Source organism: Cyclobacterium sp. SOCE241 (genome assembly GCF_056867545.1).
In genome coordinates, this window is the sequence record NZ_CP149779.1 from 4,276,418 (window position 1) to 4,301,565 (window position 25,148).

The 25,148-nt window shown below is 40.5% G+C and carries 25 protein-coding genes and 2 pseudogenes; 10 read left to right on the top strand and 17 right to left on the bottom strand.

Annotated features, from left to right (window positions below):
• Positions 1-2: 2 nt before the first annotated feature.
• Genes WG932_RS21565 through WG932_RS21580 form a run of 4 tightly spaced genes read right to left on the bottom strand, consistent with a single transcriptional unit; the run spans position 3 to position 3,150 of the window.
• Positions 3-938: a hypothetical protein gene (locus tag WG932_RS21565; RefSeq protein WP_483085337.1), complete on the bottom strand. Its 936-nt coding sequence runs from the start codon at positions 936-938 to the stop codon at positions 3-5.
• Positions 922-1,953 carry a hypothetical protein gene (locus WG932_RS21570; RefSeq protein ID WP_483085338.1) on the bottom strand — a complete coding sequence of 344 codons (1,032 nt, stop codon included), beginning with the start codon at positions 1,951-1,953 and terminating at the stop codon, positions 922-924. The genes WG932_RS21565 and WG932_RS21570 overlap by 17 nt, the downstream gene beginning before the upstream one ends.
• Positions 1,856-2,761: a TonB-dependent receptor plug domain-containing protein gene (locus WG932_RS21575; protein WP_483088701.1), complete on the bottom strand. Its 906-nt coding sequence runs from the start codon at positions 2,759-2,761 to the stop codon at positions 1,856-1,858. Before WG932_RS21575 ends, WG932_RS21570 begins: the two co-directional genes overlap by 98 nt.
• Positions 2,734-3,150 carry a carboxypeptidase-like regulatory domain-containing protein gene (locus tag WG932_RS21580; RefSeq protein WP_483085339.1) on the bottom strand — a complete coding sequence of 139 codons (417 nt, stop codon included), beginning with the start codon at positions 3,148-3,150 and terminating at the stop codon, positions 2,734-2,736. Before WG932_RS21580 ends, WG932_RS21575 begins: the two co-directional genes overlap by 28 nt.
• Before the next feature lie 810 nt (positions 3,151-3,960).
• Between WG932_RS21580 and WG932_RS21585 the strand changes: the two are divergent.
• Positions 3,961-6,971 (top strand): annotated as a pseudogene (locus WG932_RS21585) (DUF1553 domain-containing protein).
• Between the two features lie 6 nt (positions 6,972-6,977).
• Positions 6,978-8,471, top strand: a complete 1,494-nt coding sequence (locus tag WG932_RS21590) for a DUF1501 domain-containing protein (protein ID WP_483085340.1) — start codon at positions 6,978-6,980, stop codon at positions 8,469-8,471.
• 61 nt (positions 8,472-8,532) lie between these two features.
• On the opposite strand, the gene WG932_RS21595 is transcribed toward WG932_RS21590, so the two are convergent.
• The 9 genes and pseudogenes from WG932_RS21595 to WG932_RS21635 form a co-directional block, all read right to left on the bottom strand.
• Complete coding sequence (locus tag WG932_RS21595; RefSeq protein ID WP_483085341.1) at positions 8,533-9,141, bottom strand: hypothetical protein; 609 nt, start codon at positions 9,139-9,141, stop codon at positions 8,533-8,535.
• Positions 9,142-9,150: 9 nt separating this feature from the next.
• Positions 9,151-9,660, bottom strand: coding sequence for a hypothetical protein (locus WG932_RS21600; RefSeq protein ID WP_483085342.1), 510 nt, complete (start codon positions 9,658-9,660; stop codon positions 9,151-9,153).
• A gap of 151 nt (positions 9,661-9,811) precedes the next feature.
• Positions 9,812-10,510: pseudogene (locus tag WG932_RS21605) on the bottom strand (DUF2254 domain-containing protein).
• Between the two features lie 50 nt (positions 10,511-10,560).
• A complete protein-coding gene (locus WG932_RS21610; protein WP_483085343.1) occupies positions 10,561-11,109 on the bottom strand; it encodes a DUF2254 domain-containing protein in 549 nt (182 codons plus the stop codon).
• A gap of 208 nt (positions 11,110-11,317) precedes the next feature.
• On the bottom strand, positions 11,318-11,680 hold the full coding sequence (locus tag WG932_RS21615; RefSeq protein WP_483085344.1) for a DUF4199 domain-containing protein: 363 nt from the start codon (positions 11,678-11,680) through the stop codon (positions 11,318-11,320).
• Positions 11,586-11,792, bottom strand: a complete 207-nt coding sequence (locus tag WG932_RS21620; RefSeq protein WP_483088764.1) for a hypothetical protein — start codon at positions 11,790-11,792, stop codon at positions 11,586-11,588. The genes WG932_RS21615 and WG932_RS21620 overlap by 95 nt, the downstream gene beginning before the upstream one ends.
• A gap of 11 nt (positions 11,793-11,803) precedes the next feature.
• Positions 11,804-12,190 carry a VOC family protein gene (locus WG932_RS21625; RefSeq protein WP_014019945.1) on the bottom strand — a complete coding sequence of 129 codons (387 nt, stop codon included), beginning with the start codon at positions 12,188-12,190 and terminating at the stop codon, positions 11,804-11,806.
• A gap of 415 nt (positions 12,191-12,605) precedes the next feature.
• Complete coding sequence (locus WG932_RS21630; RefSeq protein ID WP_483085345.1) at positions 12,606-13,253, bottom strand: quinone oxidoreductase family protein; 648 nt, start codon at positions 13,251-13,253, stop codon at positions 12,606-12,608.
• Entirely contained in the window at positions 13,193-13,627 is a 435-nt protein-coding gene (locus WG932_RS21635; RefSeq protein WP_483085346.1) for an alcohol dehydrogenase catalytic domain-containing protein, read from the bottom strand. Before WG932_RS21635 ends, WG932_RS21630 begins: the two co-directional genes overlap by 61 nt.
• A gap of 195 nt (positions 13,628-13,822) precedes the next feature.
• On the opposite strand from WG932_RS21635, the gene WG932_RS21640 reads away from it, so the two are divergent.
• A complete protein-coding gene (locus WG932_RS21640; RefSeq protein ID WP_483085347.1) occupies positions 13,823-15,043 on the top strand; it encodes an alanine racemase in 1,221 nt (406 codons plus the stop codon).
• A gap of 176 nt (positions 15,044-15,219) precedes the next feature.
• On the opposite strand, the gene WG932_RS21645 is transcribed toward WG932_RS21640, so the two are convergent.
• A complete protein-coding gene (locus WG932_RS21645; RefSeq protein ID WP_483085348.1) occupies positions 15,220-15,672 on the bottom strand; it encodes a hypothetical protein in 453 nt (150 codons plus the stop codon).
• A gap of 155 nt (positions 15,673-15,827) precedes the next feature.
• A complete protein-coding gene (locus tag WG932_RS21650) occupies positions 15,828-16,442 on the bottom strand; it encodes a cation:proton antiporter (RefSeq protein WP_483085349.1) in 615 nt (204 codons plus the stop codon).
• 198 nt (positions 16,443-16,640) lie between these two features.
• Here WG932_RS21650 and WG932_RS21655 point away from each other — a divergent pair, with 198 nt between their 5' ends.
• Genes WG932_RS21655 through WG932_RS21665 form a run of 3 tightly spaced genes read left to right on the top strand, consistent with a single transcriptional unit; the run spans position 16,641 to position 18,918 of the window.
• Positions 16,641-18,059 (top strand): hypothetical protein, encoded by a 1,419-nt coding sequence (locus tag WG932_RS21655; RefSeq protein ID WP_483085350.1) that lies wholly within the window; start codon positions 16,641-16,643, stop codon positions 18,057-18,059.
• A gap of 5 nt (positions 18,060-18,064) precedes the next feature.
• A complete protein-coding gene (locus WG932_RS21660) occupies positions 18,065-18,742 on the top strand; it encodes a nuclear transport factor 2-like protein (RefSeq protein ID WP_483085351.1) in 678 nt (225 codons plus the stop codon).
• A 20-nt stretch (positions 18,743-18,762) separates the two neighbouring features.
• Positions 18,763-18,918, top strand: a complete 156-nt coding sequence (locus tag WG932_RS21665; RefSeq protein WP_483085352.1) for a hypothetical protein — start codon at positions 18,763-18,765, stop codon at positions 18,916-18,918.
• Positions 18,919-19,027: 109 nt separating this feature from the next.
• Here WG932_RS21665 and WG932_RS21670 read toward each other — a convergent pair whose 3' ends face one another.
• Positions 19,028-20,269 carry a DUF4139 domain-containing protein gene (locus WG932_RS21670; protein WP_483085353.1) on the bottom strand — a complete coding sequence of 414 codons (1,242 nt, stop codon included), beginning with the start codon at positions 20,267-20,269 and terminating at the stop codon, positions 19,028-19,030.
• A 17-nt stretch (positions 20,270-20,286) separates the two neighbouring features.
• Positions 20,287-20,895, bottom strand: coding sequence for a DUF4140 domain-containing protein (locus WG932_RS21675; protein ID WP_483085354.1), 609 nt, complete (start codon positions 20,893-20,895; stop codon positions 20,287-20,289).
• 396 nt (positions 20,896-21,291) lie between these two features.
• On the opposite strand from WG932_RS21675, the gene WG932_RS21680 reads away from it, so the two are divergent.
• The 4 genes from WG932_RS21680 to WG932_RS21695 are packed head-to-tail and all read left to right on the top strand — an operon-like array spanning position 21,292 to position 24,936.
• Positions 21,292-22,662, top strand: a complete 1,371-nt coding sequence (locus WG932_RS21680) for a dienelactone hydrolase family protein (protein WP_483085355.1) — start codon at positions 21,292-21,294, stop codon at positions 22,660-22,662.
• 20 nt (positions 22,663-22,682) lie between these two features.
• Complete coding sequence (locus WG932_RS21685; protein WP_483085356.1) at positions 22,683-23,591, top strand: alpha/beta hydrolase family protein; 909 nt, start codon at positions 22,683-22,685, stop codon at positions 23,589-23,591.
• Positions 23,592-23,632: 41 nt separating this feature from the next.
• Positions 23,633-24,490 carry a Rid family hydrolase gene (locus WG932_RS21690; protein WP_483085357.1) on the top strand — a complete coding sequence of 286 codons (858 nt, stop codon included), beginning with the start codon at positions 23,633-23,635 and terminating at the stop codon, positions 24,488-24,490.
• The gene (locus tag WG932_RS21695; protein WP_483085358.1) at positions 24,484-24,936 is read left to right on the top strand and encodes a RidA family protein; all 453 of its coding nucleotides are present in this window, start codon (positions 24,484-24,486) and stop codon (positions 24,934-24,936) included. The genes WG932_RS21690 and WG932_RS21695 overlap by 7 nt, the downstream gene beginning before the upstream one ends.
• Positions 24,937-25,148: the final 212 nt, after the last annotated feature.

The following is a 25,148-nucleotide window of genomic DNA, read 5'->3' on the forward strand; positions in this document are numbered from 1 at the left end:
AATTAGAAAGAAACACTTGTACCAAAAGAAAAGACTTTCATGATTGGATAGTTATTTAGATTTCCCAGTTCAGGATCCATGATTTCAGTTCCCGAATGAATCAGGAATAAGTTTTGTCCTGTAACGAACAGTCTCGCTTTGGAAACTTTAATTGCCTCTAAGAGATGGGTAGGAATAGTGTAGGAAAGCTGCAGGTTCTTTAATCGAGCATAAGACGTATTGTGGTAAGAATAGTCTGTCCTAAAATTTAATCGCCAATATTCCTCTTCTCTTTCAAATGCCCTAGGCTTATCAGCATTAATATTATCGGGAGTCCACCTGCCTTCTGCGTCATATTGAAAATAATTACCTGAACTTCCTTGCAATGAAGTGTACATTAATCTCATCGATCTTCCGGCACCTTGCACCAGCCCTCTTAGTTCCCAATTTTCATATTTAAAATTAAAAGAAAGACCATAGGTGATTTGTGGATTGGTTGTCCTGTCATACAAGGTTCTGTCGTCATTATTAATGACGCCATTGCCATCATAGTCTTCAATGATAATATCACCAGGGCGTGCACCAGGCACATGGGGTAAGGAATTCACATGCTCTTCATCCCGGAAAATACCTATTGATCGGTAAAGTAAGGCAGATCCCTGAGGGTGACCTGTCTGAACCTGCCAAGGAACATTTCGCTCCGGTTCGTCAAATTCTATTACACTATTACGGGCAAAAGCAAGGTTCCCATTTATTCCATAAGAATACTTTGGCTTCTGGTCGTTGTATCCCAGAATAACTTCAAACCCCTTATTGTCTACAATGCCAAAATTTTCATCGGGTAAGGAGATGCCGGTATAGTTAGGGACTGAAGCGCTTCTTTGAACAAGAATATTGTTTCTTCTTTCATAAAAAATTCTGTATCTAAACTTAACCTTCCGTCTAAAAATTTGATTCAAATCCCGCATTATAAACATTGGCTACTTCCCAAGTGATAAAAGGATTTGGTGTTCCGGTTAGGTTTAGACCTGTGTTATAATTCCTGCTAGACCCGAATACGGCGCCTTGGTCAAACTCATAACTTGTGAGGTATTGAAATGGATTAACTAGGTCGTTCCCCATCTTGCCCCAAGATGCTTTCACTTTGAAAAAATCAATAAAGCCGATATTATCTTTCCAAAAGTCTTCGTTGGAAGCATTCCAACCGGCAAGCACCCCCGGGAAGTTTCCCCAACGGCCGCTTTCTTCTGAAAACCTAAGGGAGCCATCTCTCCGGAAACTAAACTGAAATAAATAAGTTTCCTTAAAATTATAACTAAACCTTCCAAAGTAATTTACCCGAGCATCTATATCAATCCATCCTCCGTTATCTTTTTCAGCATTTCCTCCGGCGAACAAGTAGGGCAACTCATCTGAAACAAAATATCGTCTGAATGCTTCAATACCCTGACCGGTATATTCAGAATTTTCATAAGAAATAAAAGTGCTAATATTATGAACGTCATTCAAGGTTTTGTCATAGTTCAACTTGAAGTTAAAAGTATTGGTAATGGTATTATCAAAGAAATCTCTAAGTCTCGGTTCGGGTGCCTGACCACTGGGGATTCCAGTAAGAAATGCTGACCCATCCTCACTACCCGTATTCCCTGCTGCCAAATACCCGCCTACGTCCAAGTGATATAGAGGAAAAGGTCTCTCGAACAGTTTCCTTTGCTTGAAGTAAACATCATATGCATAATAACTGGAAAGTGTCAAACCTTCCACTCCTGGGATTTTTAAATTAGCAGAAAGAGTATTGTTGCTTCGGTACCGTCTGTCATCATCGTACCCTGGTTCAAAGGATGAGATCACAAGGGGTTGGTCTCCTCGTTCCACATCAGGACCCGGTAAGCCATTGGGCCAAATTGCTGTTTCTGTAGGATAACCCCTGATCAAATGCGCAAATACTGTTCCTGCTCCCCGAGTAGGAAACATCCTTTTTCTCTTGGGAAGCAATGATATTAATACCTACATCTAAATATTCATTAACTTTTACGTCTACATTTGCCGTTAGATTATACCGGTTAAACGAACTAGCAGAGTTGGAGTAAATCCCGCCATCATATTGCGTGCCTAAAGCTCCATAATAATTAACAGATTCACCTCCTCCACTAACTGAGAAATTATGGCTGCGGTTTCTGCTGTAATCAGCCAGTCCTGCAGCAAACCAGTCGGTATTGGGATGGGTCCAAGGTAAATTTCCTTCTTTGTATTTTTCAATATCTTCTAAGGAAAAAGACATGTTGGCTTCGTCCACTCCCCTGTATGATTGCATTTCTCGGATCATCTGTGCATAGGTAGGGGCATCGGCCATTTCAGGAACCATGGTTGGTGAAAGAAAGCCTTCGTAAAACTCATAACTGAAAGTGGCAGGAGTATTCTTTAACCCGCCTTTGGTAGTAACAAGGATAACTCCATTGGCGGCCCTAGACCCATAAATAGCAGCTGATGCGTCTTTAAGTACGGTTATGCTTTCAATATTGTTAGCTGGAACCGAATTCAAGTCCCTTCCCGGTATCCCGTCAATCACGATTAAAGGATTGTTATTGCCCAAAGTGGAACTTCCTCTAACCAAAATAGATGCTTGGTCATTGCCCGGTTCACCGCTGCTTTGCTGTACAATAGCTCCCGGTAGACGCCCGGCAAGGGCATTAGAAATTGTGGAGACTGGAGCGGCACTTAACTCTTCATTACCTATTGTTGTTACAGATCCGATTACATTGACTTTTTCTGAGTTCCATATCCTACTACTACTACCTCATCGAGGCCTTGGATATCTTCATTCAAAATAATGTCAATCACAGCCCTGCCATTCAAGGGCACCTCCTGTGTAAGGTATCCAATGGAGGAGAAAACCAGAATATCATCTTCGGAAGGCACATTAAGTGAATAGGTGCCATCTAGGTCAGTAACTGTGCCTATGACTGTGCCTTTTACTAATATACTGACACCCGGAATTTGCTCTCCGCTGGATGAGGTGACTGTACCGGAGACATTTATGGGTTCTCCATTTGCAAACGAACTGGCAACCATCAATAGTAGTCCTAAAATAGCTATAAAGGAAAAATTGATGATCCTAAAAAGGGATCGGAAAAATGCTTTTTCATACTTTGGGTTTTTTGGGTTTATCATTTATTAAATCTTGTTTGTGATAGAAAGGGTCTAGAAAATTCTTAACCCCACCGATTGGAGAGGAGCCTCTCCAAATACCATCTTCCTGTCTGTCTAAATTGATAGGTAAGCAGAAGGCAACAGGTGCCCCTTGGTTATTTGGCAAACCAATTGTTCCCAATATAATTTTAATTTTGAAAAAATAACATATTTTAATGGAATACTTTTATTATATACACATTGATAATATTATATATATTTTTATATAAGTAACATTTTATTTCAAATGGGATTTTATCTCTCCGAGATTGAAAAGGGTTTTCTATTTACCGTCCATTTTAATCGTTTTTTAGTTTGATTTTTGCTACTTAAAAAAGTGGATTGCAGGTATTATTTGATTGAAATGTTTAGGGAGAGTGACCTTCGTTTAACTGGTAATTTCTTTGATTCATCACCTGTCATTTAGCTGATAGAGTAAAAAGGAGCTATTAAATCAGTTCAGTAGAACAGCTGTTCCATTTAGTGAATATGACCTAATTTTAAATGGATATATTCTATGATATCTTCAAAAAATATGGGAATTGGATTAAATTTCGGTTAAATTTATTTTGACACTTAATAATTGACCCGAAGCGTACAATGTCGATTAGATGGATACATTTATTTTTGATAATATTGGCTTTCTCCTGTCAGCCCAGTTTGCCGGAGCCTATAGCTCAGGAAATGGAAAAACTTCCGGAGCAGGTGGATTTTAATATCCATGTGAAGCCCATTTTATCTGACAATTGCTTTTCATGCCATGGTCCCGATGAGGCAGCAAGGGAAGCAGGAATGAGACTAGACCTTCCTAAGGCTGCTTATACAGCTACAAAGGAAAGTGGTAAAATTCCTATTAGTCCCGGGAAATTGAAGCAAAGTGAAGTTTTTCACCGGATCATCTCAGAAGATCCCAATTTCCAAATGCCTACCCCTGAGTCTCACTTAACTTTAACCAATAGACAAAAAGCCATCCTTATAAAATGGATCCAATCAGGGGCTGCATATCGCCCCCATTGGGCATTCATTACGCCGGAACTACCGAAAATTCCGGCCCCAAAGATCCAAAATTGGTCCATGAAACCCATTGACCTCTTCGTGGGGCAGCAACTTTTTGAACATGGATTTGAACCCAGTCCCCCTGCTTCCAAAGAATTACTTTTGAGAAGGTTAAGTTTAGATATAACCGGGTTGCCTCCATCTCTGGAAGAATTAGATGCCTTTCTGGCAGACAGTTCGGAAAATGCCTATGAAAAACAAGTAGACCGTTTGTTAAAGTCAGCCCATTATGGAGAGCAGATGGCCTTGTACTGGATGGATCTTGCCAGGTTTGCCGATACCCATGGCTATACCGTAGATAGATTTCGAGACATGTCCCCCTGGCGCGATTGGGTGATAGATGCTTACAATCAAAACATGCCTTATGATCAGTTTATCACTGAGCAGTTGGCAGGTGATCAATTGCCAAATCCTACAAAAAATCAAAAGTTGGCCACTGCTTTTAATCGCATTCATCCTCAAAATATGGAGGGCGGGATTGTTCAGGAGGAGTTCAGGGTAGAATACGTCGCAGACAGAACAAATACCCTAGGCAAAGCTTTTATGGCCCTAAGTCTGGAATGTGCAAGGTGTCATGACCACAAGTTTGACCCCATAAGCCAAAAGGAATACTTCCAGCTTAGCAGTTTTTTCAATCAAGTGGATGAAGCAGGACAGATTTCCTGGGACAATGCAATGCCTGTACCCACCATGCTTTGGACAGATGAACAAAAAGGCAACTTGCTAAAGATGTTAAAGGCTGATATTAGCCAGGCAGAAAAGGCCTTGTCCGCTATAAAAATTGAAGAGCTGGCCAAATTTGAAGCTTGGATCAATAATGAATCCTATAGAAATACTCGCTTTTTCAATCCATCTCAATCCTTACTTTCTCATTTTGATTTTGACAAAACTCCTTTGCAAGATAACATGAACTCCAAGGTTCAGGGAATTATGGAAAGCAACGGAGAAAAAAGCAAACAGCCCGAATTGGTAGAAGGGTTTAAAGGTAAAGCAGCTTCTTTAAACGGCGATTCATGGTTGAAGATGGGGGGAGTGGGTAGTTTTTCAAAAGACCAACCCTTCAGCGTTGGTATATGGGTGAATATCCCCTCGGACTTAGAAAATGGAGTGATTTTCCATACCGGAAATGGAGCGGTATTGTTCAATAGACGTGGTTATCACCTGTATTTGAAGGACAACAAATTGGAAATGATTCTTGCGCACACGGCCCCATACAATGTGATAAGTAATTTGACGATTGAAGGGATCCCAAGAGATCAGTGGGTTCATTTGCTGATGACCTATGATGGCTCCTCTAAGGCAGCTGGAATAAAGACCTATGCCAATGGAAAATTGATGCCTGCTGAAATGTCCAGGGACAACTTGTACAAAGACATTCTGTTTAATGGAAATAACCAGCCAGGAATTCAAGTGGGAGCAGTATGGAGAGGAAGAGGGCTAAAAGGTGCTGCTGTGGATGAGCTTCAAATATTCAATAAGGAATTAACTCCTTTAGAAATTCTAGATTGGTTACAACCTGAAGAATTTGCTCAGCTGATCAGTAAAAATCCCACCGAATTAAGTGCAGCAGACAAAAAAGCATTTGAAGCTTTCTATTGGCACAATGTATCAAAAAAGTATCAATATCAATTGAAGGTAGTAGAAAAAGCCAGAAGCGAACATACTGCTGAGGTAGAGCCAGTGCAAGAAGTAATGGTAATGGAGGACATGGATCCGCCGAGACCCACTTATATTTTGGAGCGAGGAGAATATGCTGCCCATGGTGAGAAAGTGGATGCCGGCACACCTGAGTCCATTCTGCCCATGCCGGAAGATTATCCAAAAAACCGGGGCCTGGCCCAGTGGTTGGCAGATCCAAAACATCCACTGACTGCAAGAGTGGCAGTAAACCGCCTTTGGCAGCAATTCTTTGGCAAAGGCTTGGTCGCGACCTCTTCAGATTTTGGGAATCAGGGAGAAATGCCCAGTCATCCGGAATTATTAGATTGGTTGGCAGTAACCTTCAGGACCTCCGGTTGGGATGTAAAAAAGTTGCAGAAAATGATATTGATGTCTGCCACTTATAGACAGTCCTCTCTGGCCGGAAAAGATTTACAGGAAAAGGATCCAGACAATACTTGGTTGGCCAGAGGCCCTTCAGGAAGGATGGCAGGGGAAATGATCAGAGACAATGCGCTTTTTGCAAGCAGTATGCTGGGGAAAACAATAGGAGGGCCTAGTGTCAAACCATACCAACCCGAAGGATTATGGTCTGTAAATGGTGGACAATATGTAGAAGATACCGGTGAAAATCTGTTCAGGAGAAGTTTATATACCTTATGGAAGCGTTCTGTACCTAATCCCACCTTGCATATATTTGATGCGCCGGAAAGATCAGAAGCGACCATTAAAAGACAGGAAACGAACACCCCCTTCAAGCTTTGGTGCTAATGAACGATCCAATTTATGTGGAAATTGCAAAAGTGATGGGCATGCAGATAGCTTCTGAACAGGACACCGGCAAGGCCATTCAAAATGCTTTTCGAAAGCTTACAGGAAGGTTTCCCAAAGATGCAGAACTGGCTGTTTTATTACGTTTAAAGGAAGCGGAACTAGAAAAATTTAAAAAATCTCCTGAAAAAATGGCCGGTTGGCTTAACACCGGAGCTTATCTGGTTAAAGAAAACCCTGACCAGTATGAGTGGGCGGCCAATACAGTAGTAGCTAGTGCCATACTCAACGCTGACGCTACCATCACCAAAAGATAATTGATTATGTGCAATCACCATAAAAAACATCGGTTTCGTGCTTATCCGGACCTTCATGAGCTGGAGAAAAAGATAGACCGAAGGCATTTTCTTACCAAAACAGCCATGGGTATGGGTGGACTCGCATTGGCTTCTATGTTTTCTAATGAAGGGCTTATGGCCAAAGGAATGGAGACCATGCTGGGATCAGGATTGCCGGGACTTCCACATCATGCGCCTAAAGCCAAGCGAATTATTTATCTTTTTCAAAGTGGAGGACCTTCACAGTTGGATCTTTTTGATTATAAGCCAGGCCTAAGTGATAGGCATGGACAAGACCTTCCGGAGTCCATCCGTGGAGGTCAGCGCCTAACCGGTATGAGTGCCAATCAAAGCATTTTTCCTGTAGCCCAATCCAGTTTTAAGTTTCAGCAGTATGGGAAGAGTTGGACATGGGTGAGTGAACTGATGCCACATATGGCCGAAGTGGTCGATGAGCTTTGTTTTATTAAATCCATGATTACAGAACAGATTAATCATGATCCGGCCATTACATTTATGCAAACCGGACACCAATTGCCGGGAAGGCCTTCGATGGGAGCTTGGCTATCCTATGGTCTAGGATCTGAAAATCAAAACTTGCCGGGTTTTGTCGTCCTTGTGTCCAAAGATGCAGTGAGGGATCAGCCCTTGTATGCAAGACTTTGGGGCAATGGGTTTTTGCCTTCCCAGCATCAAGGGGTTCAATTCAGGTCAGGAAAAGACCCTGTGCTCTTCTTGAGCAACCCGGAGAACTATGACGGACATGATCGAAAGGAAATGTTGGATTACCTTAAGGACTTGAATGGCATCCAGTATGATACCTATGGGGATCCTGAGATAAATGCAAGAATTGCCCAATACGAAATGGCTTTCCGCATGCAAACCTCAGTGCCTGAAGTATCGGATATGTCTGATGAACCTGATTGGGTTTTTGATTTGTACGGTGAGTCAAGTAGGGATCCCGGGACCTATGCAGCCAATTGTCTTTTGGCCAGGAAGCTAATAGAAAAGGATGTGAAGTTTGTACAGCTTTACCATCAGGGATGGGACCAGCATGGCAACTTACCCAATGGTATAAAAAATCAATGTGCCAAAACGGATCAGGCAAGTGCGGCATTGATTAAGGATCTTAAGCAAAGAGGATTGCTTGAAGATACATTGGTAGTTTGGGGAGGAGAGTTTGGAAGAACGGTATACAGTCAGGGAACATTAACGGCTGATAATTATGGCAGGGATCACCACCCCCGGTGCTTTACCATGTGGATGGCAGGGGCAGGAGTGAAGCCGGGCTTTACCTATGGTGAAACAGATGATTTTGGATACAATGTCACCAAAGATCCGGTACATGTGCATGATTTTCATGCCAGCTTGATGCACCTTTTTGGTGTAGATCATGAAAAATTGATTTTCAAGCATCAAGGAAGAAGGTACCGGCTTACTGATGTGGCAGGGAATGTGGTCAATGGGCTTTTTACCTGAGCTATTGACGATAATGTTGATTTTATTTTAAGTAAATAAAGAACACAGATACCTTTTTAGCTTAAAGATAAAACCCTAACCTAGGGCCAAAGTACTTTCCTCTCCTTTTAAAAAACTGATCATAATAGTCGGCCCCCTGAATTCCTATACTCCATTTGTTGTAAAATTCCTTCCGCAAACTAAATTGAGCAGGAAAAGTTATGCCTTGTGAATATTCGTCTATTAGGAAAAAACCGCGGTATTCTTGTTTGTCCTCATTGAAATATACCGGTGCATAGTAATTATTCCGATCCACGAACATGCCTATTCCAACTCCTCCCTCTAGCAAAATAGAAAATGGTAGTGCTATTTTTCTATTGACCATAAATGAAAAATGATCCGAAGTAAGTGTCCCTTCAAGTGGAAGTGGCATTACCATTATCGGTGTTCCGGCCATCGATTCTCGACAATAATTGTTCCAAGAACGATTAAGGGAAACACCCATGGACCATTGATTATTTAATTGATAGAAAAACCCTAGGTTTGCATTAATGCCGACACTTGTTAACTCTATGGCCCTTTGATCGCCAATTGTAAAATAGCCGAGGTTAAAATGCAGGTCTAAATTTTGGGCTAGTAGCTCACCTATAGTACAAAACAAAAGGCCGGCTATTGTTAAAAGCTTTCTCATAAATTACTATTAAAAACGGTACCGTATTTCCGGACCTAAATGAAATGCGCCAATGCTGTAGAAGGGAGTAATAAATAAGCCTGTTTTTACTCCGGCAAAAAGATTTTCTCCGATATTTTTACTGAAATTTAATTCCAAAGGCATTATAAAATCTCTGTAGAATTCAGTGATTTGCGTAGCCTGATCGATTTCATCACTGCTGTACTCCAGATAGTACCCAATACCTGTGCCCACAGCCAGCGACCATCCTTTTTTTAACGGAAACTTTTTTTGAAAAGTAAGGTAAAAAAGGTTTGTGTTCTCCCGGATTTTTAAACCATTTCTATCAGAAGTATGATTGAAGTGTCCAAGCATATAGTTGGAAGACAAGGCAAATTTTTCATTGAAATGATAGTCAAACTTTATCCCGTAAGAGGGTCCAAGTGTTCCTTTGGTGTAGTTCCCAAAACTTGTTGGTGAAAATACACCGGCATAAATAGCCATATCATATTGCTGCGCAAAAGTGACAGATACTACCAAATTGAGAAAAATAACAATTACAAATTTCTTTATAGCGTTGCAAAATTAGGAAATTAAGCAACAACTAGCTGGTTATTAGTTTATTATATGAGCCTTAAATGTCTAATCTACTATAAATTAGGTTATTGTAATAATAGATTAGATTATTTTTTCAAGCCATTGATGGCGTCATATCTTTTTGTAGATCTTGAAGGTCTGACTCCTCATCGATGGAGGTTTTGGCCAAATTCAGGATCATTTTGGCGTGTTTATTTATTATTTGCTTCTGTTGTTTGTCTTCAGTAAAATCAGAAAGAGTGGCCATGGCCGCCATCAAATGGATAATCACAGGTGGGTTCCCTTTGGCGTATTGGCGGATGGCATTGAAGGCAGCTCCCATCATTCCTTCAAAGGTCAGGGGGTTGGCATAAATCCTCAACCGATTGTCCTTTCCCAGTCGATATGGAGAGGAAATTTTACGGTGGTAAGGTAGGCAATGGTGTTGCTTAAATTATCAATGCATGCAATGGCGGTATAAGGATCATTTACGCCCGGGGACAGCGCCCTGGCTGCTATTTCCACCATTTGATGAATGGCATGTTCCGCATCCTGTTCCGATGTTCGGGTTTTTCCCGTTAAAAGCTTTTTGAATAGTTTTTAACTCTTCTTCTTTTAGCTTGCTATAGGAATAAAGCTTTCCCATTTCCTTACCGGGAAAAACGTAATCACCCGGGCGAAAATAAAGTTCTAAGTAGAGGTCCTTCTCTAAAACCTCCTCCATCAGCCGGTCTCCATCGACATATTGCAAATAGCCTTCTTTATCACTTTTTAAGGATAGATTATAGGAGTAGTTGGATCTAATTTTCTCCAAATCGAAATTTGAGTCTGCAGCTTCCCCTATTTCTTCCGGAAATAGCGTTTTTAAGTTTTGGGAAAGATTTTTGAAATTTTACCTATGATATTGTCGGCTTGTATGCTATTGGCCACATGGTGGATAAAAACAATAAGTAAAACAATATTTGCCAAGGTCATAACCAAGGCAAAAAAGACTGAAATAACTGGTGTAAACTCAAATTCATCTGTATCCTTTACCGTGTTTAAAACAATCAAACAGTAAATAAATAAAGAAACGTATGTCCCTAAAACTGTTTGGTTAATCCGGTCATACATAAAGTTTTTGATCAACCTAGGACCAAATTGATTACTTGCCAATGTAAGGGCCACCAAAGTAATCGAAAATACAGTTCCTGCTACCCCAATCATGGCGCCGGCAATTGTGCTGAGAATATTTGTGGCCGCATCCGGACTGCCGGGAAATAAATACTTCCACGCGCCCTTAGGATCAAGCGCCTGCATACTGTCTAAATATACAAGCCAAAAGGGAAGGGCAATGCCTAAAATAATAATCCATACAGGTACAAACCAAAATGTAGACTTAAGTTTAGACCACCAGAAAAGCAATTTCTTCATAATTAAAACATGTCAGTGACTAAATCTAAGTTACCTAATAACGCTTAATATCCTACCAAAACGATATTTTGAGAGGATTACATTCAGCATTAAATTTCCTATTTTATGTGGATTTAGTTATCCTTACCAGGTGTAAAATTGTTAGAATAGGTTGTCAAATATCTTTTTTCCATTTTTGATAAAAATTGATAACCTTCCCCAAGCCTGCCTATCGCTTCACAGTAAAAGCAGCCACCATTCCTGAAGTAACAATGCCCATGATTGGTGCCCCTAGAATACTTTGAATCAGGTAACTTTTGAAATTAAAATAATCATTGGCCTCTTGCTGGGTCATTTTACCGGAGTTTACTGCATAAGAAATGACGTTTTCAAAATAGTCAGGCGTGATGATGGAGAGTGTAATCCACTGGGTAAGTGGGGTAAGAATGGTGACTACCAGTGTAATCAGCAAACCGGTTTTGACTCCTGCAAGTAGGTCATTTTGCCCCCGTAGTAGACCTTTCTTTTTCCAATAAACCCAATACATAAATGAGAATGGCAGGAATTGCAATAAAATTAGTATAAGTAGCATGATGAGCAATGAACCTGTCATGCAAGCCTACGGAGCGTTCGATAAACATCCAAATTAAGCCCATAAAGGCAAAGATTAAACCCCACTTAATTTCAATGAGATACTTTTTCATTACTTAATTTTTTACATCGAATACAATCCAAAGGTATTTCCTTCGGTATCCATACCTATTGCACAGTAGCCATGCTCTCCAATTTGAAATTTAGGCTGAACCACTTGACCTCCTGCTGCTGCTATTCTACTTTGTTCGACGGCACAGTCTTTACAAGAAAAATAGATCAGTGTACCTCCGGTTCCGGGCTTCATTTCGCTTGATTTTACCAATGCCCCTGATGCATTAATCCCACCATCGACATATGGGAAACAAACCATTCTTAGGTCTCCTGCTCCTTCCGGTACTTTCATTTCCTCTAAGGTTTGGTCTAATACTTGGCTATAAAATTTCTTGGCCCGCTCCATGTCCTCGACATAAATTTCAAACCAATTTACGGGATTTACTTTTGAGTTCATAAGATGTTGTTTAGCAGTTTAATTGTATAATAAACATTTGTAAAATTATTGATTAGGTTCAAAGATCTTTAGGTATACTTAAATTCTATTTACTTTAACCCGGACTTTGTAATAGGATTCTCCGTCCAATAGCCAGGAGTGAAGCCTGTCCCATGCTTATGGGAAGTGTTGCAATCGCAAGAAGTTCATGCTGTCTGGAGATTTTAGCATAGCACCGCTATGGTGAAATTGATAACAGCAACGAAGTAGTTAATTTTGAAGCGATTTCAGCAAGTAATTGATTGTCTATTGCATATATTGGGTTTAATTCTAAAATTACTTAAAGCTACATTCAAATCATTTTCAATTTTTTTGTTCACAATGTAATGAATGCAATTTTACTGGCATTTGGTAATTCTCAAAAAGCAAAGCCTTCTTACCAATATACATAAATTTTGCCTGTACTTTTTCCTGATTCCAGCGAAGCATGGGCCTCAGCTAAATTTTCAATAGAATAATTTCCTCCCACTTTAGGAGCTATTTTTTTGTTTTCATATAGCATGATAAGTTCATTCAAGCAAGTGCCGATTACTTCCACCTTATGGTCTGCAAAGCGCAACATATTCACCCCGATTACTGCCTGTGCTTTCATCATCATGAAAAGTGGACTAATAAAACCGGTTTTTAATAAAAAAGAAAGGTCATTGACCAGGTTGTCTTTTTGCCCACTTCTGGCGGCACCACCAAAACAAAATAGCTTGCCACCATAATTCAGTAGCTTTAAATCTCTTTTGAAACTATTTCCTGCTACAGCATTAAAAACATGATCTATAGATCGTTTACCTAAGTTTTTTATGATCCAATCTTTATAGTCTGTCTCTTTATAATTGATGGGATAATCTACTTTTAAATCTCTTAAGTAATCCATTTTTTCAGTGGTACTACATAGGCCGACTACAGTCACACCTTTTAATTGACACAACTGGGTAAGTGCTGTACCTACTCCTCCCGCGCAGGCATGAATCAGGGCAATTTCCCCTTCCTGACCTGTTGAAAATAATGGCTCATATAGTATGCTGTGCAATATTGGGTGGCTAATGCACAGGCTTCTCCACCTGAAATTTCATCCGAAATTACGCCTAAAGCCTTGTAATCAGCCAAAGCTTCAGTTGCATATCCCCCAAATCGAGTAAAAGCCACCACTCGCTTTCCTTCCAGAGCAACCGGTACTTTGGCACCAGCTTTTTTTACTTTCCCTACGACTTCATATCCGGGAACAAAAGGCAATTTAGGGGCTTCTTTATACAGTCCATTTCTTGCCATCACATCAGCATAATTTAATCCAAAACCTTCCACCTCAATTTGTACCTCATTTTCCTTAGGTACAAGAGAAGAGGCTTCTTGAATTTTGAAAGCCTTGTTAGCAGGTCCATATTCAACTATTGTTGCCTGTTTCATTTTAACTTAGAGAACTTGTTACATCAATATACAATGTTTTCTTGAATTCCAGAGTATTGTAAGTGGTAGAAATAGTTATTGACTTTTAAGGAGGTAGGAGGATTGCCTGCAATTTTTTCTATTGGACAAAAGTGAAAAACTGTTGTTAAATAAACATAATTGAATATTTTTAACCTTTACAAAAACCACTAACAGATGAAAAATATTTTAAACCGTAGAAAATTTTTACAATACTCCGGAATCGCAGGATCTGCTGCTTTATTGACCGGAAAAGCTTTTGCTAACCCTTACAGGCCTGAAAAAGAGTATGAAATAGGCCTTTCAAAGTGGGAATTGGAGACGCCTTCTTTGTGCCTGGATTTGGACATTATGGAAGAGAACCTTAAAAAGGTTCATATAAACCTTCAAGGAACAGGGATTGGTGTAAGGCCACATACCAAAACCCACAAATGCCCTGCCCTAGCAAAACTTCAAATGGAAGCCGGAGCGGTAGGTGTGTGTACGGCCAAACTTGCTGAATCTCAAGTGATGCTGGAAAATGGAATTTCAGAGGTGCTTATGACAGGAGTGAACATTGGTAAAGGAAAAATCCGGAAGGCCATGCAATTGCGTAAAGCCCATAAAGGATTTATCCAGGCCGTAGATAACAAACAAAACGCCCAAGACTTACAGGATGCTGCCAAGGAGGCGGGGGTTGTCGCTGATGTAGTGGTTGATTTGGATGTAATTAGGCGATCAGGAGTTCCTACCGGTTTGCCGGCACTTGAGTTGGCACAATTGGTAGATCAACTTCCAAATTTGAGTTTTAAAGGGATTTTGGCCTATGATGGTGGGGCACAACATATTAAAGGTTTTCAAAAGAGAAAGGAAAGAACCATCCAAACCTTTGGTCCTGTATCTGAGACCTATGCAATGATGAAAAAATCCGGTTTGAATATGGAGATTTTTAGTGGTGCAGGTACCGGTACATACAATATGATGGATGATGTACCCGGGTTTACCGACGTTCAGGTTGGTAGTTATTTGTTTATGGATACGCAATACATGGCCATTGGCAGTAAAACCAATGAAAGTTTGTATGATGATTTTGATCCGGCACTTACAGTCTTGGCAACTGTGATCAATACCAATCATCCTAATCGACTGATAACGGACTCGGGTGCGAAAGCTTTAACGATTAATAAGCCGAGTGGCCAGGTGATTGGCGAAACAGGTTTTAACTATAATGCCGGTTCAGATGAATACGGAACAGTAACTTTTGAAAGCTCCAATAAAACTTACAAAACGGGTGATATTCTGGAAGTAATTGTTCCTCATTGTGATCCAGTTGTGAATTTATACGACCGCATCTACGGTATTCGCAATGGAAAAGTAGCCGAGATTTTGCCTATTTTAGGAAGGGGACAATCTCGGTAATTTGAATGGATAGGATATGCCTTATCATGGAACAGAATACTCTTCCATTTTTTTGTTTAGGTATAAATGTCCGCTTAACCTTGGTATGGCTTGTATTTATCTTTTTATTAAAATACAAGCCATACCCAACAACCCAACAAGCTATGATAGTCCCCTTTGGCCCAAATGGCTATTGATTAACCATTGCTCAGGCTTTGATTTTGAGGTCCTGCTTCATTGGATTTACTTTCTTCTTTGTCTTTTTTAGGTTTAGAGGTCAACATACCAAGCATCATCGCAAGAGAGGTAAATATAATCACCTGAATGATCAGCGAGTCGTTAATAATAGGAATGGACATCGTCAGGGGAACACTCAAATACAAGAGTATAGTTACTAAACCCCTTGGTGAAATAAACATTAGAGGCAAAAGGTTAATTTTAAATATTTTTAAAATTAATGCCCTTAATAGAAAAATACCCGCCGTGATAGAGACAGACCATATTAAGGTTTCTGTATTAATAAGTTCATTGGTTTCAATCAAGAATCCAAATACAAGAAAGAATAAGGTTCGGATCAAGAAAGTAAGCTCCATGGTGAGCTCTTTAAACTTTTTATTTCTTTTTAAGCTTTTCGTATGTAGTTTTTTCACGAAAACACTTTGTTTGAGCTGGTTTAGGTTACCTATAAACAAGCCAAAAAGAAGGATGAATATCAAAGCCGGTAAATGATAAAGTTCAGAAACCGCAAAGATCAACACAATCATTAAAATAATCGGAGCGAATTTTACAGGATGTTTGATGCGGCTTAATAAAAAGGCCAACATAATTGTAGCAAAAAAGTAACAATTAAAATCATGACAATTTCACCAAAGAATAGCCCTAAGGTTTTAGCATTCATGATTTTCTTTTCAAGTAAAAAGTTAAAAAGTAGAACGCCAAAAATATCAGAAACACTGCTTTCGTACGTTACAAATTCACGGTTTACTGCTCTTAAGTTTTGTACGGAAGGTATGGCAATGGCGCTACTTATAATAGCGAAAGGAATGGCATTGAGTAAAGCAGACTTAAATGCCACATCAGCGAAAAACTGAATGGCGTAAGCGAGGCTTAGGCTAATTACAATAACAGGAATAATAGCAATCAAAACTGTTTTTCCTACAAAAGACAACTTTGAAGTATCGAAATCCAGTTCAAGGGCACCTTCCAATACAATCAGTACCAAACCGATGGTGCCCAGAAAAGGCAATACAGTGGTTAGATCCGGAATATCCAAATCCAGAAAGCTTGCAGCTTGATTTGCTGCCCATCCCATAGCGAATAACAAAATCACTGGCGGGATTTTTGTTCTAGCTGAGGTGATGTCAAAAAAATAGGCAAAGAGCATTAAAGCACAAAGCACAATAATAATGGGTAGGGTCATAGATAGGTGGTTTAGGTTTAGGGGTTTTTACCTGATTAATTTATCCAAACCCCTCTATTCCTCATTCATTTAAAGCATGCTAAATATAAATTTACAATAAAGTCTGTCAAGTTAAAAGTTTAGCTTTTATTAAAGGTTAAATTTTTATTAATTACAAGTGGTTCTTTAAAAACAATAAATTACCTTCCCAACCGACTTATGAAACTTTTAATCGCAGTAACCTTCTCTGTTTGCGTACTATTTCAATATACGGTTTTTGCCCAAAAATCCTTGCCGGTAGGTACTCACCCACCAGCGTTAACCTTTGACCATTTCCCTAATCGAAGTTTTGCCTTTGTGTGGAGAAACTGGAATCTGGTAAGTCCTGAGAAAATGGCGGAGACCATAAAGTGCAAGCCTGCAGATATACTCAACATTGCCCAGCTCATGGGTTTGGAAAATCAAAACTTACTTCCGAACAAATTCCAAGATCAAATTTATATAAGCCTTTTGCGAAGAAACTGGCATTTATTGCCTTATGAACAATTGCTAACCCTACTGGACATGGATAGGGAAAGACTTGAATTTGCGCTAAAAGAGGATGATTTCCTATTCCATAAATTTGGAAATCTCAAACCCGCCTGCCCCGAACTTCACTATACAAAGCCCACAGATGAGGAGATTAAAATGGCCGTTGCCATCAAAGAACTTATCCGGCCTATCCTTGAAAAAAATAATACTGAAGCAGCTGAGGACCTTTTTGAATTTATAGACGACCTCAAAACCTTTGATGAAAAAATAGCTTTTGTCGAAAAAGACTCTTTGGCAGAGGATCAGCTGCGTTTTATATACTCTTATTTTGGGATTTTTGGGGACCCTTTAATGGACGAAGATAATGATCCTTTTCCCAATGGTTTATTGCAAAAACTAGCCCAAAAAGGAGTAAATGGAGTGTGGATGCACGTTGTACTCGGTCAGCTTGCACCTCAGGGAGAGGTGTTTCCGGAATTTGGAGAAGGTAGTGAAATTCGTCTAATGAATTTACAGAAAATAGCCCGGCGAGCCAAAAAGTTTGGTATAGATATCTATCTCTATATGAACGAACCTAGGGCGCAACCACAGGAGTTTTTTGAGCAACGTCCGCAAATGGCAGGAGTTAACAGAGATGGTTTTACTACCATGTGCACGAGTGATGAACAGGTAAGAAATTGGATGGAAGAATCCCTTACCCATGTTTTTACTGAAGTTCCTGAATTGGGAGGAGTATTTACCATCACGGCTTCAGAAAACCTAACCAATTGCGCTTCTCATGGAGGAAAGGACCAGTGTCCTCGATGCAGTAAGCGACCCTATGAAGACATAATTGCAGAAGTTAACCGAACCATTGCCAATGGAGTGCATGCTGCCAAACCGGAGGCAAAAGTTATCGCTTGGGACTGGGGATGGAATGGCCATGGCATGGCCAGAGAAGTGATCGATAAATTGCCCGAAGATGTATGGCTGATGTCTGTTAGTGAATGGGCCAAGCCAATTGAAAGGGGTGGCGTATCCAATACCGTAGGGGAATATTCTATATCTGCAGTAGGCCCTGGCCCCAGAGCCAAATCCCATTGGAGTGGAGCAAAAAGAATTTGCTAAAAACAGTGGCTAAGGTACAGTTTAACAATACCTGGGAATTGTCCGTAGTTCCTTGGCTACCGGTGATGGATTTGGTAGCCCGGCATGCAGCAAATTTGGCTCAGATGGACATCGATGGGGTTATGCTAAGTTGGACGCTCGGATCTTACCCTTCGCCAAATCTTGAAATAGCTAAAAAATTCTCTGATGACCCTGATGCTAGCATAGAAGAAGTGTTGAATTCCTTGGCATTGGAAAGGTATGGAAGAGCTGCCGTTCCTTATGTACGGAATGCTTGGACTACATTCAGTTCGGCCTTTGAAGAGTATCCCTATGATATACGGGTGGTTTACGCTGCTCCCCAGCAATATGGCCCTTCCAACTTATTATTTCTGAAACCCACTGGTTATCGAGCAACGATGGTAGGTTTTCCTTATGATGACCTTAAGGGTTGGTCTGGCCCATATCCTCCTGAAACTTTAATATCACAATTCGAAAAAATGGCGAATAACTGGGAAAAAGGGTTGAAATTTATGGGGGAGCCATCGAGGCTACAGAAAACGTATCACATAAAAAGCTACTGGAAGAAGACCTTAACTTGGCCAAAGCTGCCTACTTACATTTTCAATCAGTTGGCCAACAGGGCCGCTTTATTATGGCAAGGGATATGTGGCTTGAAAGCCAAAAAACTGATAAGGTTCTAAAGGATCAGGTAAGAGAAATTTTGGAGCAAGAAAAACAAACGGCAATAGCTTTGCTTGAAGTTTCAAGAAAGGATTCTAGGATTGGTTTTGAAGCTTCCAACCAATATTATTATGTACCACAGGATTTGCTAGAGAAAGTAATCAACTGTCAATTTTTGATCAATGAACTCGATTAATAGGAACCATGGATAAAATCCACGGTTCCTGTTCTTCCAAATCCTAACTCTTTCATGCCTCTCTTATTGAGCTAAGAATATAAGCTTTATGCATTTTGATGCTTTCTCGCTATTCGATGACAAGATTTTTATTTCTTGGATACTTGACCTCATATTTTAATTCCAGTTGTTTGGTAGATGAAGGTTCCAACTTAAACTCCCATTTTATTTCACCGGTTTTGGCGTCATGTTTTCCTCCGGAAAGGCTTTGTATTTCTACCTCTATTTCTTCCAAAGTAGAAACAGGCACCTGGTCCAAAACTACCATGGAAATGGGCTGGCTTTTATTGTTTTTAATAGTGGTTTTCCACAATCTGCTTGCCGTCTTTTTATTGCCTAAAAATGATTTTTCTGTGAAATCACTTTCTTTCTCCCTTTCTATTGTGACCATTTTATCTCTACCCAGTGAGATTTCCAAGGTGTCAGTAGCATAGCGCACATCCAATAGACTTTTACCTACGAAGGTTTGTTCAAAAAACACATTGGCCTCTCCTTCCAAAAGTTGGTATTGCTCCCAGTTAGTAATCCCAGCAATTAGGTAAGCCGTGTTACTGACCTTGGGTACAGCAAAATACTGGTATAAAGCAGGCAATTCATAGGTTACCATATCCACAGTATAATTTTTACTGTCAGATTGAATAGAATAAGGGGTATTGATTTCAAAATTAATGGTCGTTTGGTTTTCCACCTGAGCCATCGGTAAAGGTTGACTTTGCAATTCCTGTGCATCATCAACGTCAAAATTGACCTCAATTCTTTCAGATTTACCTTTCAAACGTTTACTAATTCCATAACCGGTTACCACTATCTCATCTAATGCAACCTGATCTTCTTTCATTAAAACATTCATTACCTCTGCGGTAATTGGCAGGGTTTGCGAAACATACCCAATAAAGGAATAAGTCAACTGGCTGGCACGGTTCGGTAAGGTGATGGTGTAACTACCGTCAAAATCTGAAGTGGTGCCAATAGTGGTTCCTGCAACTACGATGGTTACACCGGGTATGCCTACTCCTTCGGCGTCCATTACTTTTCCCGTCACACTTCCCGTCCTTTGGCTATAAATGGGTGGGGCTGTATTGTAATTAAGAAGATAAGGTCGTAATTCCGGTGCAACACCTGAAACGCTTGGCTCTGCTGATGAAAAAGTAAGTTTTATATTATCCCAATCTACCTTGGTGTCCTGTCGGACATTCGCCTTATAGTGCAAGCTAACCGGGCTATTGATGTCCTTGGCACGGATGTCGTATGAAGGAAACCAGCCGGCATTGTCAACAAGGTAGGACAACTCAAAAGAAAAACTACCGGGCACTTTTGCATCTACTCTTACTAGTACCTCCCCTGTAGCAAACTCTTTTTCCCCGCCAGAGAATTGATTTGATCCTGAAGATTGTTTTTCTCTTCAAGTAATTTCTTAATCGTATTGTTCCTTTCGATAGTTTGCAGTTTTAAGGCAGTGAGTTGATTGCCATAATATTCAGCAGCCTGTTTCAGGGTAGCCACATTTAAGGTTTCATTTTTTCCTCCTATCAGTCGGTTAGTTTGGAGAAAAGTGATCTCCTCTTGGGCGATGGCCAAATAAGTATTTTCCAATTCGATCTTTTCATTAACCTCTTCCAGGTCTTTGTCCAGCATAAGGAGTTCCTCGGACTTTACCGATTTATCCAGAAAGTTTTGCTGGTGATTAATACCCAGCACAGTCAATTCACCTCCGGCTTTTAACTGTATGCTTTTGGGAGCTATAAAAGGGGAGAGGTTGGTAAATTTGACAATGGATTCCCCTTTAGCCAATTGGACTGTTTCCTTTCGTAGCACCTGTGCACCTTTTAGAAAGACGGTGGCTTCTACCACTTTGGAATTGACTTCTTTTTCAGGTATTTCCTGAGCGAAGGATTGATTATAAACTAGGAAGAACAAAAGGATGGACAAAGCTTTCATAAATATTGGATTGAATTGTTTTTATAGAAACAGGATAAGTGAACTTCAAAAAATGCTTAGTTGCCATAATTTGCAGAAGAAAACAAATTGATTTTCGACTGCTTATTTTTCCTATACGAGGCAGAAACAATAAAAGTCACAAATCAGGCCAAAAATCTTAAAGCGGAAAAATGTAATGAAAGTGAATTCAAAATGGATTGAATTAAATGGTAAAGACTAATTTTAAATTAATAGAGCTATATAAAATTTTACCCTAAATTAAATGTCTAGACACTAGCATCTTTTCCCTTTTCTTAACTATTTTGAATGAATCAATTCAGTATATCGCTGGAAATTGTAGAAAAGGAATGGGTTCACCACAGGTTATTCGCCTCAATTTCCACTAATAAGTAAACCATGGGTAAGGAAAAATATTCAATCGCCTTTATTTTCATTATGCTATGCCTTTGTCCGTTTATGGCAAAGGCTCAGGAAGATAAAGCGGACCGCCAGGAATACCTGAAGGAGTTGATCCTATTGCAGGAGAAACCTTCCAGCCATGATAGCTTTGTTAGTTTTCATGACCTTACCTGGGAAGATTGGATAAAAAGAACCGGAGAATTACCCCCTAATTATGGAATAATTCCCTCCATTCCTTTTCTGCCTGATCCACTGATCATTGGTGAGGGAAAAGAAAATGAGAAGATTACAACCATGGCTCAATGGGAGACTCAGCGGGAGTATTTTAAAGAACAGGTGAAACACATTCTTTCCGGGACTTTTCCTGACCCTCCCACCAATTTGAAAGCTGAGATTTTGTCTGAAAGGACAGAAAATGGGGTTAAGATTCAGATGATTGAACTCAGGTTTGGAGAAAACCACAAAGCCAAATTGACCTTGGAAGTTTTTACCCCGCCAGGAGAAGGGCCTTTTCCGGTGTTTATGACCCAGTGGAACCACAGAGGATGGGCACAGATAGCGGTAAGGAGAGGTTATATGGGGCTGATTTATGCCGGAGCAGACGCGAAAGACGATACCCGAGAATACCTGGAACTTTACCCTGAGTACGATTGGTCTACTTTAATGGCCAGAGCTTGGGGAGCTCATAGAGCGGTGGATTATTTGTATACCTTGGATGAGGTGGATAAATCCAAAATAGCCATAACCGGTCATTCCAGAAATGGAAAACAATCCTTGTTTGCCGCCGCTTTTGATGAGCGTATTACGGCTACCATTACAAGTAGTGGAGGAACAGGAGGGGAATTCCCTTACCGATATACCGATGAAAGGCATTCCAATGAATCCATTGATTACCTGGTATCCAGAAGAACCCATTGGTTGCATCCGCGCATACGGTTTTATTCAGGAAGAGAGCATAAAATGCCCATCGATCAAAATTCCTTAATGGCCCTGATTGCTCCTAATTCTCTAATGTTTAGCTCTTCCATCCGAGAAGGAGGTGGAGGAGATCCTTGGGCCATTGAGCAGATTTATACTTCACTTACCAAAGTTTATGACTTTTTGGATGCTCCGGAAAAGCTGGGCATACGGCTGAGAGATGGGGAGCATGCGGTTTCAGAAAGGGATTTAGAGGCCTTTATGGACTGGCTGGACATACAGTTTGGTAGAAAGAATTTCCCATGGGAGAATCACCTGAGTTACAATTATAGCTTTGAAAAATGGAAGAAAGAAAGTGGAGAATCCATTGATCTTAGCAAGTTTCCTATTCAACCAACCCAAAATATTCCTGTCAATGGATCCTATTTGGAAAAGGCCCAAGAAAAATAAAACAAGACCTCACCTGGCTGTTGGGTGATGAACCTGCAGGCTTACCTGCCAGTGACATTGAGACCCTAAGCCAAAAGGAGGATTATGTCAGCAGTTTTATGCCTCGACCAAGGGTGAAAGATGGTAAAAAACTTAATATTACGCCCTACAATGCCATGGGCGATTATTTGTATGGATCCCTATATTTCCCTACGGATGAAGCTGGAGAAAGAATAACGGGGGCCATGCCTGTGCTTATATTTTTGCACAAATACACCAATACGGGCTATGATTCGGAGTTAAATGCATTGATTGATGGGCTGTTGGCCAAAGGGATAGCCGTTTTGACATATGATATGATCGGCTATGGGGCCAGGATAGAAGAAGGTACTTTGTTTTACCAGAGATATCCCCATTGGTCCAAGATGGGTAAAATGGTCACCGATGCCAGAGCGGCGGTGGACGCATTGGAAAGTTTGGACTTTATCGATAAGGATAAGATTTTTATTGGAGGCTATGCTTTGGGAGGGACAGTAGGCTTGATCACTGCTGCACTGGAGTCTAGAATAGCAGGGCTTGCTTTGTCCAGTGCTTTTACCCCTTTGAGAAATGCCTCTGGAAATGTGGAGGGATTAAAAGCTTACTCCCATTTGTATGGGCTAATTCCAAGGTTAGGGCTTTTTGATGGTGAGGAATACAGGATTCCTGTGGACTTTCCTGAAATGCTCGCCAATATCGCCCCAAGACCAGTAATGGTCATTTCTCCGGAGTTAGACAGGCATGCTGACCATGAAAATGTCATTACTACCATGGAAGGTTTAAAGCAGTTGTACCAAAAATTGGGAGTAGGCGATGCACTGGAATGGCAAAGTCCCCATGCTTTTAACCATTTTACGGAAGCCCAACAACAAGAGATGATTAAATGGTTGGTGCAGGAAGTGGCAAAATAAATGAATAGCACTTAAGTTTGAGAAAAAGATACATTTCGATTATGATAATTTTAAATAGGTCAAATTATGAAGGGGAAGGTTGCCCTTCCGGCGTCAATTTTAATAAAATGAAGCGGGTGATGCTACATTATCCATTGGTTTTTTTGTTGGTGTTTTTAGGCTTGGTATTGGAAAGCAAGGGACAATTCCAAGGCAAAACCTCAGACATAAGGTATATCGAACCAAATGAGGAAACCGGGACTTCGTTGGGAACGGTAGTGGGAGATGTTCCATTGGCTTTTACGGATCAAATTTTCCCTTTTGACGCTAACGGGAGCTTGGTAGGATCAAGTGATCTCAAAGTACAGCTTACTCAGGTGATTAAAAATTTGGAAGGAGCCTTGGAAGCAGCAGGTACTGATTTAAGTAAGTTGCTGAGACTAAATGTTTACCTTCAGAAAGAAGAACATTCCAAACCTGTTCGAGAATTAATCAAGGATTTATTACCAGAAGGAACTTTTCCGGCCATTACCCTGATAGTGGCCAATCAAGCTCAAGCGCAGGTGTTATTGAGCATGGATGGAATTGCGGTTGCACCGATGACTTCAGTAAGTTCCAGGGGTGTGAATCTTCCGTTTAGCAAAGGGCTTAACGAAAAAACCAATCGTGCAGCTGTTGCTATTTTACCGGCAGGTAGGAAGGTATTTATTGCAGGTCAGGCTGAACCTGGTAAAGATCTTTTGGAGGCCAGTGACAAAACCATGCAAAATCTATTTGCTACCTTGGCATATATAGGGGCCAGTGCCAGTGATGTGGTCCAGGTTAAAGCTTTTATCAATCCCATTGAGGATGCGATAGCAGTAGAAGAAGTGATCGCTGCTTTTTCAGAGGGCAGCAAGTACCTCCCATTGTCATGGTAGAATGGTTGGTAGATGAAAATAAGGCTGAAATAGAATTGGTCGCTTCTGCTCCTGAGCATTACAATGACAAAGAAGCTGTCAGTTATTACGCTCCACCATGGATGATTCAGGCTACCACATACAGTAGGATAGTAGACATTAAAAAAGGAGGGCTATTGTTTACTTCCGGCTTGTATGCGGAAGATGGAAAAGATGAGGAGGAAAAAGCCAGAAACCTTTTTGGGACTTTGTCGCGAATTCTAGAAAAAGCCGGATCCGGCTATGACCACTTGGTAAAAGCAAGTTACTATCCTTCCCATGAAAAAGGGCGTGAAAGCTTGATGAAAGTAAGAACTGAATTTTACAATCCTGAAAGGCCTCCTGTTGCCTCCTTGATAAGGATTCAAGGGACTGGTCGTGAAGGCATTTACTTAAATGTCGACATGGTAGCAGTGGTGCCGGATTGATTTGGTAAAGCTTGTTGTACCTAGGGTCTGGTCAGCTCTGATCTCGGGTCTGGTCTAAGTTTAGCGAAGCGTAACTTTAGACCCAAAATGAAAGTTTTCAACTTCCATAACCTTTGCCTGAGTGTAGATTGCATCTGCACTCAAATATTCAACCGATATGTGATTGGGTTCGATGCCGACTTGTTGAGCAGTAGGAAGACTCTTTCAATTAA